This is a genomic window from Desulfobacter curvatus DSM 3379 (assembly GCF_000373985.1).
Lineage (GTDB): Bacteria > Desulfobacterota > Desulfobacteria > Desulfobacterales > Desulfobacteraceae > Desulfobacter > Desulfobacter curvatus.
In genome coordinates this window covers 49,042-61,362 of the sequence record NZ_KB893101.1, presented here as the reverse complement: position 1 = coordinate 61,362, position 12,321 = coordinate 49,042, and the positions used below count along the sequence as shown (strand labels likewise).

The window sequence follows — 12,321 nt, the reverse complement described above, 5'->3', positions numbered from 1 at the left end:
CCGTTTATGGTGGTTCGTAACAGTCAGGTGTGGGGATCTATGGTTTGTCTGTCAAAGGGGAATGCCGATTGAACTTTATTTCTGAAATCCGGTTCAGTCAGGAACTGCCAGGCTATTTGGGTAAGAATCCGGGCGGTTTTTTTCATCTGGGAAAATGCAAAGTCTGTAGCTGCTGCCTGGGCAAATTCTTTGGAGTGAATGATGATGTCGGGATTGTTTTGGGTGATGTTAAAATAGGCGTGCATGGCCGGTACTTCATACGTCACATCTCCGAAGTCAGAGGAGCCCCTGGACGGTTCTGGCCATTTGGGTTGCATACCGGCATCCCGGGCAAGGGAGAAAAAGAGCTGGTTGAGCGGATCATTGGGGATACCCGGTTTGTAAGGGTTGGGTATTTCCGAAAATTTCAGCGCAGTGTCGGTCATTAGTGCAGCGCCTTTGGCAATATTCTCAAACCGGATTTGCATTTGATCAAGAAAGTTAAGATCAAAATCGCGTAAATAGAATTCGGCCCGGGCAAAATCCGGGATAATATTGGGGGCCTGTCCTCCGTCCCGAATCACGCCATGAACCCTGCTGGTTTCAGTGAGTTGCTGGCGCCAGGCATCCACTCCGTTGAACAGAAGCCGCAGGGCATCCAGGGCGTTGACGCCTTTTTCCGGACAATCCGCTGCATGTGCGGTTTTCCCCGTAAAGGAGACCATGAACTGTCTGATACCGGACTCTCCGGCATAAGGTGCTGTGGCGTTATCTGACGGGTGGGCCATAAGGACCAGATCTACATCTTTCAGGGCACCGGCTTTGATCAAATCAATCTTGGCACCCCGTTGCTCTTCGGCAGGCGTACCCATTACCGTAACCCTTCCGGGTAAATGGTGGTGGGCCAAAAGATTTTTCAGCACCACCCCCGCCCCCAGTGCCACGCCGACAATCAGGTTATGGCCGCACCCGTGACCGATGCCGGGCAGGGCATCATATTCAGCCATGAAACATATGTGGGGTTTATTTTGGCCTGCTGTCGCATTAAAGGCCGTGGCAAGACCCTTATAGCCTGTTTCTACAGAAAACCCCCAGGCGCTGAGTAGCTCTGCCTGCCAGGCACATGCCTGAATCTCTTTACCGGAAAGTTCCGGTGTGGCATGAATTTTACTTATCACAGACAATAAATCTTGTTCGTGGGCTTTCAATATGGATCGGGTCTGTTCTTCCAGAGTGGTCATTTAACGGCAATTCTGATGGGTGCTAATTCATATTTAACATATAATTTTATCTTTCAGCTTGATAAATCAAAATTTTTCAGGCTTTGGGTAAAATGTCAAGCAGGAATCGTCTTTGTATTTAAAATGCTGTGGTATCCCGGAAAACAAAACGCTATACTGCCATTTTTAAAAATCGAGGAATTTATTTTAATGAAATATATATTGCTGCTGGTGCTTGCCTTTGCTGCGGGCATGCTGGGACCGGTGCAGGCCGGAATGAATGCAAAGATCGGGAAAGCGTTGAACGATCCCTTTTATGCGGCCCTTATTTCATTTGCCGTGGGTACGGCAGGTCTTTTAGCTTATGCGTTGATCGGAAGAATGGATTTTGCCGCCATCCGCACCGTTTCCGGCGTTCATTGGAGTCTTTGGCTTGCCGGGCTTATAGGTGCCTTTTATGTGACCGCGACCATCGTGCTTGCACCAAGGCTGGGAACGGCCCTGACCTTTGGTTTGGTGGTGGCGGGGCAACTGGTCATGGCTGTGATCATGGACCATTTTGGCTTGTTCGGCATGCCGGTTCAGCCGGTTAACTGGCCCCGCCTTGCCGGCATTGTATTGATCGCCGGGGGGGCCATGTTGATACGGTGGTTTTAGAGGGCTTCAATCACGCCTGCAGCAATCAGGGGAATCAATATTTCGTGATGTCCGACAATGGCATACCCTTTGCCCCGGCCCTGGGTGGGGCGGTTGACCACATTGGTCATGGGGCGGTAATGCCGGATAAAATCCAGATTTACCGTGGTGAAATCATCCACCTTATGGCCCAGGTTTCTAACCAGAGTTAAGGCTTTTAAAAATACTTCGGGGAGAATGACAGCTGAGCCTGCATTGATGAATACGCCGTGTTCAAGGTCTGCCAGGGTTGATGCAAGGGTCTTGAAATCATGAAGGGTTGCGGCACCGCAGGCAGCGCCGTCAAAGCCCGGGTGCATATGGATGATGTCCGTACCAATGGCCACATGGACAGTTACGGGCAAATCCAGGCGTGCACCTGCAGCGATCAGGCTTGAATCCTTAAAGGGCAGGTTCATATCTTCAATAAGCCGGCCCACGGCGCGTCCCAGTCCTATATTCTGCTCGTGGGCCATGGCAATGGCCTGGTTGAGCAGTTCCGATGTCTCCTGGGCCATGCCGAAGCTGCCCGATCCCAGACTTTCGGCCACATCTTCACTGGTGCGGCCGGTGAATGCCACCTCAAAATCATGGATGATGCAGGATCCGTTCATGGCCAGATGGGTGATTATACCTTTTTCCATGAGATCAATCAGGATGGGGGCCATGCCGGTTTTGACCACATGTCCGCCCATGCCAAAGCAGACATGGCGTTTTTTTTGGGCGGCAACTGCAATGGCGTCAACTACATTCCGGAGATCTTTTCCCGCAAGGATGGCGGGCAGACGGTCAAAAAAGGTCCCAATGCCTTCGCCCTTTGTCCAGGGCCCGGCAAAATCATCTCGGGATACCAAGCTTTTCCTGTTTTTAATGGAATAGGTGGTGAGTTTTGAGTAGTCCAGTTTTGAGTGATTCTGTTCAGCCCCTTTCTTATCGGCCATGTTTTTATTGGGCATGGAACAGCATCCTTTCTGCAAGATCGCAAAGAATATGGCCTAGGGTGATATGAACCTCCTGGATACGGGCCGTTACGGGGCTGTCCACACAAAAAGCCATATCACTTATCTTCTTTAGCTTGCCCCCGGCCCCGGAAAATCCCACCAGGGTCATCCCTTGATCCTTTGCCACGGCTGCAGCCCGGATTACATTGGCGGAATTGCCAGAAGTTGAGATCCCGATGGCCATATCCTTTTGGTGTCCCAGGGCCTGGATCTGTTTTGAAAAAATTTCGTCAAAGGAGTAATCATTGCCGATACTGGTGATAATCGAGGTATCGCAGGTCAGGGCAATGGCGGGTAATGGTTTACGTTCCATCTGAAACCGGTTGACAAATTCTGCGGCGATGTGCTGGCAGTCTGCCGCCGACCCGCCATTGCCGAAAAGCAGCAGTTTTCCACCGTCTTCAAGGGTATCTGCTATCTTGCGGGCACAGGTTTCAATGAGCTCCTCATGGGTTGCAAAAAATTTTTGCTTGGTTTCAATGGCATCCTGAACAGTCTGCCGGATCAGTTCTTTCATCTGTTTCCTTTTATTTAAAATCCCTTGACCTTGAATATAACGGCCATGGGCCGTTCTTGGTCTTTGACCGTGGTTCGGCCTACAACGAATAGTGAAACATCTCTGTGGGTTACAGAGAGTTTCTTATAAAGTATAGGTGCCTGACTGTGTCAGGCTGATTTGATGGTGCTGTCCTGATTTTTTTCCTCAATTTGGGCTTGGATATTTTGAATTTCTTCAAGGAATTGTTTGTATCGTTTGTTTTCAGGGTCCAGATCCAAACTTTTTTTTGCAAAGCTCAGTGCAATAGCCAGATTTTTTTTCTGTAAGGCCATGGCCCGGGCATAGCCGGCCAATGCCTCGGGATCATTGGGATTAAGTTTTATGGCTTGGTTGAACTGGGCTGCGGCACCTGGGGCATCTTTTTTTTCTATGAAAATCTGTCCTTTTATCCTGAATGCAGTACCTGATTCGGGTTTGAGCCGGATGGCGGATTCCAGGTGGGTTATGGCCGCGTCAAATTTTTTTTCCTTAGACAAAAGATGCCCCATAAGCAGTTCTATTTCAAAAATATCAGGGTTGATGCCATGGGCTTTTTTAAGGTAGGCTATGGCTGAATCGTTATTGCCGTTGATCCGGTGGATCAGGGCGATGTTGTGGATGACCATTACTTCTTCAGGGTTAATATTGCGGGCCTTTTCAAAGAATTCCATGGCCTTGTCCAGGTAACCGTCTACCCCAAAGGCCACGCCCAGGCTGTTGAGCAGGTTGATATCGGTTGGGGCAATGGAGAGGCCTTTTTCGTATTCAGTAATGGCTGCGTCGATATTTTTAAGCTGAAACAACCTGTCCCCACTGATATTCAGGGTAAGACCGTCAAATTCAACGGCATGCCCGGGGCTGAAAAATGCTGCATGATCCAGGGCTTTGAGCGCACACCCTGCCATCTCTTCAACCGGGAAATCATGGAAAGGGTAGGCAATAGTTCCCATGATCAGTTCGACATTCAGGGCCTGGGAGATTTTTTTATTAAGCAGGTCAAGCAGCTTTTTACCCTGTTCAGGGGTCTGATAATCCCAAAATCCAAAGATGGCCGTGAAGGGGTCCAGGCATTCCCAGATACCTCTGTCTTCGTCGAGCACCGAATGAAAGCAATTGTGGAAAACCTCATTTGCTTTGTCAATAACATCTTCCGGGGCTGCCGGATCAATCTGTATGGCCGCCGTGGTAAATGCCTTTTGGGCGGCGCAGGTGTCGGCGATACGCCGGGCAAAAATTTCAAATTCCTTTGACGGCTGGGTGAGCAGGTCTGAATAGTAAACGTCCGGGGGCTTAAGGTCAGGTGCATCTCCGGTTATTTTTAAAAACTGGATCTCTTTTGCAATGAATTTTAGCATCATGATTAATCTATCAGCTTTTTTAATATGTTGGCAAGGATCTTGTTCTGTCCGGGTTGAAGCGTTCTGGGGTCAATGATGAACCAATCGTCTTCAATGCGTCCCATCACGGCCGGATCAAAGGCCCTCAATTTTTTGTCCAGGGCTGTTACGGACATAGTCTTGGGCCGGATGGTCAGGCACCGGGTGGGTAGGGTAAGTCCGGGATAGGAACCGCCGCCCGGCCTTGACGCCATATCTGCCAGGGCAATCTCCGCCTGGTTCCCTACAGCTTCTGTGACCAGAGAGAACAGAACGTCTGCATCACTGCAGAGTTGTTCATAGGACAATGTCAGCATTTTTAGGGTAGGGATCTCTTCAACCGCCACCAGCGTGTCTCGGTAGAGTTTGAGTGTTGCTTCCAAACCTGCCAGGGTCATCTTGTCAATGCGCAGGGCCCGGGTCAGTGGGTTAGCCTTGATTTGGTCCATGTAATGTTTTGTGCCGACAATAATGCCGGCCTGGGGGCCACCCAAAAGCTTGTCCCCACTGAAGGTGACTACGTCGGCACCCGAGGCCACCTGTTCAAACACCGGGGGTTCGGAAGGCAGACCGAAGGCTCTGAAATCAATCAGCGTACCCGAGCCTAAATCTTCCATCACCGGAATGTCATGGGACTTTCCAATGCCCACCAATTCCTTGAGCGAAACCGATGTAGTGAATCCCTCAATTTTATAATTGGATGTGTGAACCTTGAGTAAAAGCCCGGTCTCTTCGGTAATGGCATGGGTGTAATCATGGGGGTGGGTGCGGTTGGTTGTCCCCACTTCCTTTAAAATGCACCCGCTTTTTATCATGACGTCCGGTATCCTGAAGGAGCCACCGATCTCCACAAGCTCTCCCCTGGACACAATGACCTGGCGTCCCTGGGCAAGGGTATTTAAGGCAAGCAGTACCGCACCGGCATTGTTGTTTACGGCCATAGCGGCTTGGGCACCTGTCAATTCGCAGATCAGCTCTTCAATTGCAGCGTAGCGGATGCCGCGCTTGCCCGTTGCAAGATCAAGCTCAAGATTGGAATACGAGGATGAGACTGCCATGATATTATCCAAGGCATCCCGGCAGAGCAGCGCCCTGCCAAGATTGGTATGCAAAACCACACCGGTAGCGTTGATCAAAGGATTAAGCCGGTTTTTCATCTTTTGGCCGGCAAGCCGGGCTGCCTGCTTTAGTATCGCTTCATCAGTGATGATTGCAGGTTTGTCTTCAAGTATTTGTTTGCGGGTATTGTCAATGGCCCTTCGTACGGATTCAAGTATGAGGCTGCGCGGCATCCGTGTAAATTGCTCATCTGTTTCGGCAAGGGCCAGAATATGATCCACACCGGGCAGGGATTTTAATTGTAAATGCTTATCAGGCATTGACTGTTTCATGGGTCGGGTCCTATGTCCGTATATACTAAGGCAGATCGTTGATGCACCGGGCCGGGGATGCATGAATGTATTCGTTTTGTAAGTGGCTCATTAAATAAAAAATAAAGATACTGATTTTCATTTAAATAGCCTTAATTATCATTAATTCCTGAAGGGATTCAACCATAATCTCTAACAGGTTGGGCGTTATAACGAAAATTTTGGTTTGGGTAAAGTTTTAAGTTTTTGGTGCCGATCTCTTTTTTTAACCTGATTTATTATTTTTATATGAAAGTCTCCAGCAAGTAACTGGATTCTTTCTAACTTTGTTGTGGGCTGCACCCCGGTACTGATATGTCAGGTCGGCCTGTGGCTGTTTAAGAAAATTTCGCAAGAGTCAAAGGAGGGGTCATGAAGATATCACAAAGCGCTGTGGCGTTGTCGTCCTCTTATATGTTTGAGCAAGAGGCGGCACTCCAGGAGAAAACATCATCAAAAACAGCCACTGCGGGCATTTTGCCATCACGCAATCGTGCGGCATCCAAAATCCATGACCGCTTGCCCCTGATGGTGGTTGACCGGGTGAGTATTTCCGGGGCTGCCATACGGGAAACCAGTACGGCATACAGTCATTCTTTGTCATTACAGTCGAGTGTCTGGGGTGCCGGCGAAAACGAAGCAGCTAATTTTTCCCAACAGGAGATGGTGGAAAAGTTGGTCTCTACTGTGGTCAAAGAGCAGGTTTCATCCTTAAGTCTCACAGACCTTGGAACGGGGCAACCGTCCGGAAGCGATAACCTTTCCCCTGGGCAGAGGCCTTCTGCAAAGACCACGATTACCTTGGACCGCACCACAAGTCATTTTGAGCGGGAGCAGATGAGCTTTGCCTCCCAGGGACAGATTTTGACCGAGGACGGCAGGACTATTGATTTTTCCCTGGAACTGGCCATGGATAGGACTACAATGACCGAAACCCGCGAGCAGGCATTGATGAGCACCTGGCAGGAGCAAGTGGTCCTGATAGATCCTTTGATCATAAACCTTGATGGTGGTGTGCCTGCATTGAGCGATACCCGGTTTGAATTTGACCTGAACAATGACGGTGCCACCGAAGAGATCAGTTTTGCCGCATCAGGCTCAGGATTTTTAAGTTTTGACAAGAACAATGACGGCATGATTAACAACGGCTCCGAACTGTTTGGCCCGGGTACGGGTAACGGCTTTGATGAACTGGCTGCCTATGATCTGGACGGCAACGGATGGATTGATGAAAACGATGATGTGTTTTCCAAGCTTTCTGTCTGGACCCGGGATGATGCCGGCAATGATCTGCTTGTTTCCCTGGCCGATGCCGGCATTGGTGCTGTTTACCTTGGCAATGCCGGCACTGGATTTGAATTGACTGATGCGGAGAATGCCCTTGCAGGAGACGTGGCGCGCTCGGGTCTGTTTTTGTTTGAAAACGGCAATGTGGGCATGATTCAGCAGATTGATCTTGCCGCACGATCCACGGAACCGGAAGTGGAAGTGGTTTCCGAATCGGACAGCCAGGCCGATTTGCCCCAGCCGCTTATCAACACTGCCCCGGCCCTTTCCGGGGTCCTGGAAAATGGAACGGCCGTGTCCATGGAACAGACATGGCAGACTGAAACGAAGAATTTTTTGGAAGAGATGATGCTTCAGATCCGTGAAATGGAAAAACAGATTCGCCGGATTTTCAATATAGAATCAAAACCGGGGGACAGACGGGGCAACACAAACCGTCTTTTTAACCGGATCAGGCTTCACGGTAAAGGGCTAATACACCGGAGCGGGCAAGCTTTTTGATGCCGAAGGGCGACAATTTCTCAAGGAGAATGTCAATGGTGTCTTCGTCGCCGCACACTTCGAAAATTAAGTGCCGGGTGCCTTCATCCATCATGGTGCCGTTAAATTTTTGAATCAGGGATCTAATTTTATCCTGGTTTTCAGGTAGGGCCTTGACGCAGATCAGGGCCATTTCCCTTTTTACGGCTTTTTCCCCTGTCATGTCCCTAAGCTTGATGACGTTTACCAGGCGTTTGATTTGCTTCATGCACTGCTCTAAGATTTCCGGGCGTGCGTGTGTGGTGATGGTGATTCTCGACATTTGGGGATTTGCCGTGGGCGCACCGCAAATGGTTTCAATGTTATAGCCCCTGCCGGCAAAAAGCCCTGTGATTCTGGCCGTCACCCCGGGCTCATTTTCAACCAGCATGGTCAGGGTGTACCTGTGTTTTTTCAAGGAAGTATGACCTCGTTGCCATTGTGGGTGCCGGTGCGGTTTCGGCCGTTCTCTTTAGCCGCATAAAGGGCCTTGTCCGCCCGTGCAATCAGGGCGTCTATGTTTTCGCCGGGGATGAATTGGGCTACGCCTAAGGAGATGGTGATTGTGCCGATGTCCTTGCCGGAGCTTTTGGATTGCCATCTCATTTTTTCAAGGCTGGTGCGGATTTGTTCGGCCAGGGCAAAGCCGCCGTCCATTTTGGTTTCGGGCAAAACCATGATAAATTCTTCACCACCGAATCTACCGGCAATATCCTTACCTTTGATGTGTTTCTGTAAAAGCTTGGAAATCAGTTTGAGTACGTTGTCGCCGGTAAGATGACCATAGTTATCATTTATTCGTTTAAACCGGTCTATGTCCGCGATGATTAAGGTTAAGGGAGCGGTCTCCTCCTGGGCCTCCTCCATGGGTTGCTTGATGGCATCCTCAAAACCGCGGCGGTTAAGAAGCCCTGTGAGCATATCCGTTTTTGCCGCTTCTTTCAGGTTCTTAAGTTCTAATTTGAGCGCATCAAGCTCGCTGATTGTGGTGTGAATATTGTTTTTAAGTTCGGCATTGCCGTCAATGATTCCCTGGGTTTCCAAAACAATATCCCGGCAAATATTTTTAATATCCGGTTCGTTTGATGCATTGTTCAAGTTCTCGATATGTGCTTTGAGTTGATCTCCCTGCAGGCCCATCCGGTTTCCGGCCTCGGTAAGGCGAGAGGTTATTCCGTCAAGAAGGCTTCCGGCTTTTCTCGTTTGTTCTTCAGTATTCAGTAATTGCCTGTCGGAAACGTGGTTACTGAACCATTCAAGGACTTTTTGATAGTCTATAAGTTCTTTTTTTTCTCTGGCGGCTTGGATATCCTTGTTCAGTTCAGCGTTCTGGCCTGAGACATACTCATACCACACCGAATAGACAATTGGGGTATAGGGCAGTTTAAGTTCTGAGATCTCTTTGAGAATTATTCGTAGATATTTGCCTGATGCTTCAAGGGAATCAAGATATAAGTTTTTTAGCATTGAACTCCCTTTCGTTATATTTAATTGGACCGGGATTAAAGACTTTTATTTTAATGTTATGTTACATCTGCATCTTATAAATTAGACCATTTGGAAGATAAGGATGATAGTCCTGTTACCATAAAAACAGCCAAAGAATCAATAAAAATTCTTGTTTCCGGACAGACAAGAACTTATGGGATGCAAGTTTATTGCCCGTGTTTTTTTAAAGGCAAAAAAAAGCCTTTTGTGGTAGGATCCACACAATTTTTTATTTGTGTAAATTTTAAAACCGCAAAGGGCGCTCATGCAGAAAACAGCAAAAGAATATATCATTTTTCCTTTGGATTTTCCTTCCATGGAGGCGGCACAATCACATATCCGGCAGCTTGACGGCCGGGTGGGCATGTTCAAAATCGGTCTTGAACTGTTTATTCGCCAGGGGCCGGCTGTGGTGGAAATGGTCAGAAAGATGTCCGGTGCAGGTATCTTTCTGGATTTGAAGCTGCATGATATCTCTGCCACGGTTGGCCGGGCCATGGTTCAGGTAGCGGATCTCGGGGTGGATCTGGTAACGGTCCACGGCGCGTCCTCACAAAAAATGCTTGAGTCCGCCGTCAAGAATGCCGGAAAGACCAGGGTGCTTGCCGTGACTTTGCTTACGGACAACGACGCAGATACGGTCCGTGCCCAGGGATTTAAGGATGAATATGTCAATGCCACGGAAAAGCTTGTGCTGCTGCGGGCCCGCATGGCCTTGGACGCCGGATGTGCCGGTGTGGTGTGCTCAGGACGGGAGACCGCCATGTTGAAAGCACAACTGGGCACACAATGTCTGACTGTTACGCCGGGGATCCGACCCCAATGGTGCCTGACGCCCGGGGATGATCAGAAACGGGTTGTTACCCCGGCTAAGGCTGTGCAGGCAGGTTCTGACTATATTGTCATTGGGCGGCCCATCCGGGATGCTGACGATCCGGCTATGGCCGCTGAAAAGGTGGCCTTAGAAATTGAAGCCGGTCTGTCCGGCCCTGTTACATAGGGCTCACCGAACAGGCCGGCTTAAAACATAGCGAAAATATTTGTTTTTTTATTGTTCTTTGTCTAGACCAAAGGCCGCGTGCAGGGTCCTGACGGCCAGTTCAGCATATTTGGCCAGAATCACACATGAGATACGGATCTCAGAGGTCGAAATCATGCGGATGTTGATGTTTTCCTCAGCCAGGGCTTTGAACATCACCGCAGCCACGCCGGAATGACTTTTCATTCCTAACCCGATGACTGATATTTTAGCAATTTCGGTGGCGGTTCTTATTTCGCCTGCATTGATTTGATCCGCCACTTTTTCGGAAATTTCCATTGCCCGGTTGAAATCGTCCATGGTCACAGTAAAAGTCAGGTCTGTTTCACCGCCGGTGCGGGAATTCTGGATGATCATATCCACGGAGATACCGGCGTCTGCAAGGGCGCCGAAAACCTTGGCTGAGATGCCGGGCTGGTCAGGGACGCGTTTGAACGTAATTCTTGCTTCATTCAGATCACAGGTGACGCCTGACACCACCGGACTTTCCATATCTTCACTTTCATTGACAACCATGGTTCCTTCCTCCTCATTGAATGATGACCGGACATGCACGGGCACATTGTATTTTTTTGCAAATTCCACGGACCTGATCTGGAGGACCTTTGCCCCCAGAATGGCCATTTCAAGCATTTCATCATAGGAAATTCTGCTGATTTTTTTGGCTTTTGGGCAAATCCTTGGGTCGGTTGTGTATACCCCGTCCACGTCCGTGAATATTTCACAGACATCAGCGTTGAGCGATGCGGCAATGGCAACGGCCGAGGTGTCGGACCCCCCCCGGCCCAGGGTTGTGATATCTCCTTGCTCGTCTGCGCCCTGGAAGCCTGCCACCACGACAATATTTCCCTCATCCAGGGCCTGACGCAGGTTCTGGCTGTCGATCTCCCGGATTCTGGCCTTGCCTGACATATGGTCGGTATGGATGCCGGCCTGGAAACCCAGGAACGATTTAGCTTTAAGGCCTCTTGATTTGAGCATCATGGCCATTAATGCCGCCGTGGTCTGCTCGCCGGTTGCCAAAAGGACGTCCAGTTCACGTTTGTCCGGGTTCTCGGAGGCTTGTCCGGCAAGACTGATCAGATTATTTGTTACACCTGCCATCGCTGAAAGCACTACCACCATCTGGTCTTTGTTTTCATGGGCCTTTTGTACCCGGTCGGCCACTTTGGAAATTCTTTCGATATCTGCCACAGATGTGCCGCCAAATTTTTGCACCCGTAACGCCATTGTCGCTCCCAAAATTTTAGCTTTTGTTAATATATTGATTACAAGGATAGATTGCTTAGCAGATTTATCCCGGCTTGTCCAGATGGGGAAAAGGTTATTTTTCTATTAAAGCCGGCATCAAATTCAAAATGGATGTGAAGATCAAATACAAATCCGGTTTCAATGAGAAGCCCAGGCCATTCCACCACGGTGACACTGTTTTGTCCCACCTGGTCTTCAATGCCGATATAATCCAGTTCGTCCGGGTCTGAAAGCCGGTACAGGTCCAGGTGGCACAGGCGCATTGTTCCGGCCGGATATTCATTCATTATGGTAAATGTGGGGCTGGTGATATAGTATCCGTCCTCCACGCCCAGCCCCCCGGCAAGGCCCTGGACAAAACAGGTTTTGCCGCAGCCAAGGTCCCCTGTCAGGGCCATGGCGCAACTTAATTGATGTGCCCGGATATATAATCCCAGGCGCCTGGCCGCTTCCTGGGTTTGTGTCGGGTTTTTGGATATGATCTTTTTCATGGCAAAGGGTCTTTGGTGTTCGAATAAAAAGTCACCCATCTGCTTCTT

12 protein-coding genes are annotated in these 12,321 nt (G+C 49.4%); 3 read left to right on the top strand and 9 right to left on the bottom strand.

Annotated features, from left to right (window positions below; all coding sequences use genetic code 11):
* Window positions 1-23: 23 nt before the first annotated feature.
* Window positions 24-1,220: a M20 family metallopeptidase gene (locus B147_RS0122545; RefSeq protein ID WP_020589475.1), complete on the bottom strand. Its 1,197-nt coding sequence runs from the start codon at window positions 1,218-1,220 to the stop codon at window positions 24-26.
* A gap of 189 nt (window positions 1,221-1,409) precedes the next feature.
* On the opposite strand from B147_RS0122545, the gene B147_RS0122540 reads away from it, so the two are divergent.
* A complete protein-coding gene (locus B147_RS0122540; protein WP_026259785.1) occupies window positions 1,410-1,856 on the top strand; it encodes a DMT family transporter in 447 nt (148 codons plus the stop codon).
* Here B147_RS0122540 and B147_RS0122535 read toward each other — a convergent pair.
* The 4 genes from B147_RS0122535 to selA form a co-directional block, all read right to left on the bottom strand.
* Window positions 1,853-2,830: a GSU2086 family protein gene (locus B147_RS0122535; protein WP_020589473.1), complete on the bottom strand. Its 978-nt coding sequence runs from the start codon at window positions 2,828-2,830 to the stop codon at window positions 1,853-1,855. The two genes, B147_RS0122540 and B147_RS0122535, sit on opposite strands and share 4 nt — an antisense overlap.
* Complete coding sequence (locus B147_RS0122530; protein ID WP_020589472.1) at window positions 2,820-3,392, bottom strand: D-sedoheptulose-7-phosphate isomerase; 573 nt, start codon at window positions 3,390-3,392, stop codon at window positions 2,820-2,822. Before B147_RS0122530 ends, B147_RS0122535 begins: the two co-directional genes overlap by 11 nt.
* A gap of 149 nt (window positions 3,393-3,541) precedes the next feature.
* A complete protein-coding gene (locus B147_RS0122525; protein ID WP_020589471.1) occupies window positions 3,542-4,771 on the bottom strand; it encodes a tetratricopeptide repeat protein in 1,230 nt (409 codons plus the stop codon).
* Window positions 4,772-4,773: 2 nt separating this feature from the next.
* Window positions 4,774-6,180 carry an L-seryl-tRNA(Sec) selenium transferase gene (gene selA / locus B147_RS0122520; RefSeq protein WP_020589470.1) on the bottom strand — a complete coding sequence of 469 codons (1,407 nt, stop codon included), beginning with the start codon at window positions 6,178-6,180 and terminating at the stop codon, window positions 4,774-4,776.
* Between the two features lie 390 nt (window positions 6,181-6,570).
* Between selA and B147_RS30685 the strand changes: the two genes are divergently transcribed.
* Complete coding sequence (locus tag B147_RS30685; RefSeq protein WP_020589468.1) at window positions 6,571-7,986, top strand: VCBS repeat-containing protein; 1,416 nt, start codon at window positions 6,571-6,573, stop codon at window positions 7,984-7,986.
* Here the strand turns inward: B147_RS30685 and ilvN are convergent.
* Window positions 7,937-8,422 carry an acetolactate synthase small subunit gene (gene ilvN, locus B147_RS0122505; protein ID WP_020589467.1) on the bottom strand — a complete coding sequence of 162 codons (486 nt, stop codon included), beginning with the start codon at window positions 8,420-8,422 and terminating at the stop codon, window positions 7,937-7,939. The two genes, B147_RS30685 and ilvN, sit on opposite strands and share 50 nt — an antisense overlap.
* Window positions 8,419-9,471, bottom strand: coding sequence for a GGDEF domain-containing protein (locus B147_RS0122500; RefSeq protein WP_020589466.1), 1,053 nt, complete (start codon window positions 9,469-9,471; stop codon window positions 8,419-8,421). Before B147_RS0122500 ends, ilvN begins: the two co-directional genes overlap by 4 nt.
* Window positions 9,472-9,757: 286 nt before the next feature.
* Here B147_RS0122500 and pyrF point away from each other — a divergent pair, with 286 nt between their 5' ends.
* Window positions 9,758-10,492, top strand: coding sequence for an orotidine-5'-phosphate decarboxylase (gene pyrF, locus B147_RS0122490; RefSeq protein WP_020589464.1), 735 nt, complete (start codon window positions 9,758-9,760; stop codon window positions 10,490-10,492).
* Window positions 10,493-10,540: 48 nt separating this feature from the next.
* Here pyrF and B147_RS0122485 read toward each other — a convergent pair whose 3' ends face one another.
* Both B147_RS0122485 and tsaE read right to left on the bottom strand, forming a co-directional pair.
* Entirely contained in the window at window positions 10,541-11,761 is a 1,221-nt protein-coding gene (locus tag B147_RS0122485) for an aspartate kinase (protein WP_020589463.1), read from the bottom strand.
* 38 nt (window positions 11,762-11,799) lie between these two features.
* Window positions 11,800-12,273, bottom strand: a complete 474-nt coding sequence (gene tsaE, locus B147_RS0122480; RefSeq protein ID WP_033397840.1) for a tRNA (adenosine(37)-N6)-threonylcarbamoyltransferase complex ATPase subunit type 1 TsaE — start codon at window positions 12,271-12,273, stop codon at window positions 11,800-11,802.
* Between the last annotated feature and the right edge of the window lie 48 nt (window positions 12,274-12,321).

What these genes read in the sequence shown, in the direction of transcription:
- B147_RS0122545 (WP_020589475.1), bottom strand. Translation starts at nt 1,220, where the DNA reads ATGACCACTCTGGAAGAACAGACCCGATCCATATTGAAAGCCCACGAA.
- B147_RS0122540 (WP_026259785.1), top strand. Translation starts at nt 1,410, where the DNA reads ATGAAATATATATTGCTGCTGGTGCTTGCCTTTGCTGCGGGCATGCTG.
- B147_RS0122535 (WP_020589473.1), bottom strand. Translation starts at nt 2,830, where the DNA reads ATGCCCAATAAAAACATGGCCGATAAGAAAGGGGCTGAACAGAATCAC.
- B147_RS0122530 (WP_020589472.1), bottom strand. Translation starts at nt 3,392, where the DNA reads ATGAAAGAACTGATCCGGCAGACTGTTCAGGATGCCATTGAAACCAAG.
- B147_RS0122525 (WP_020589471.1), bottom strand. Translation starts at nt 4,771, where the DNA reads ATGATGCTAAAATTCATTGCAAAAGAGATCCAGTTTTTAAAAATAACC.
- selA (WP_020589470.1), bottom strand. Translation starts at nt 6,180, where the DNA reads ATGAAACAGTCAATGCCTGATAAGCATTTACAATTAAAATCCCTGCCC.
- B147_RS30685 (WP_020589468.1), top strand. Translation starts at nt 6,571, where the DNA reads ATGAAGATATCACAAAGCGCTGTGGCGTTGTCGTCCTCTTATATGTTT.
- B147_RS0122500 (WP_020589466.1), bottom strand. Translation starts at nt 9,471, where the DNA reads ATGCTAAAAAACTTATATCTTGATTCCCTTGAAGCATCAGGCAAATAT.
- pyrF (WP_020589464.1), top strand. Translation starts at nt 9,758, where the DNA reads ATGCAGAAAACAGCAAAAGAATATATCATTTTTCCTTTGGATTTTCCT.
- B147_RS0122485 (WP_020589463.1), bottom strand. Translation starts at nt 11,761, where the DNA reads ATGGCGTTACGGGTGCAAAAATTTGGCGGCACATCTGTGGCAGATATC.
- tsaE (WP_033397840.1), bottom strand. Translation starts at nt 12,273, where the DNA reads ATGAAAAAGATCATATCCAAAAACCCGACACAAACCCAGGAAGCGGCC.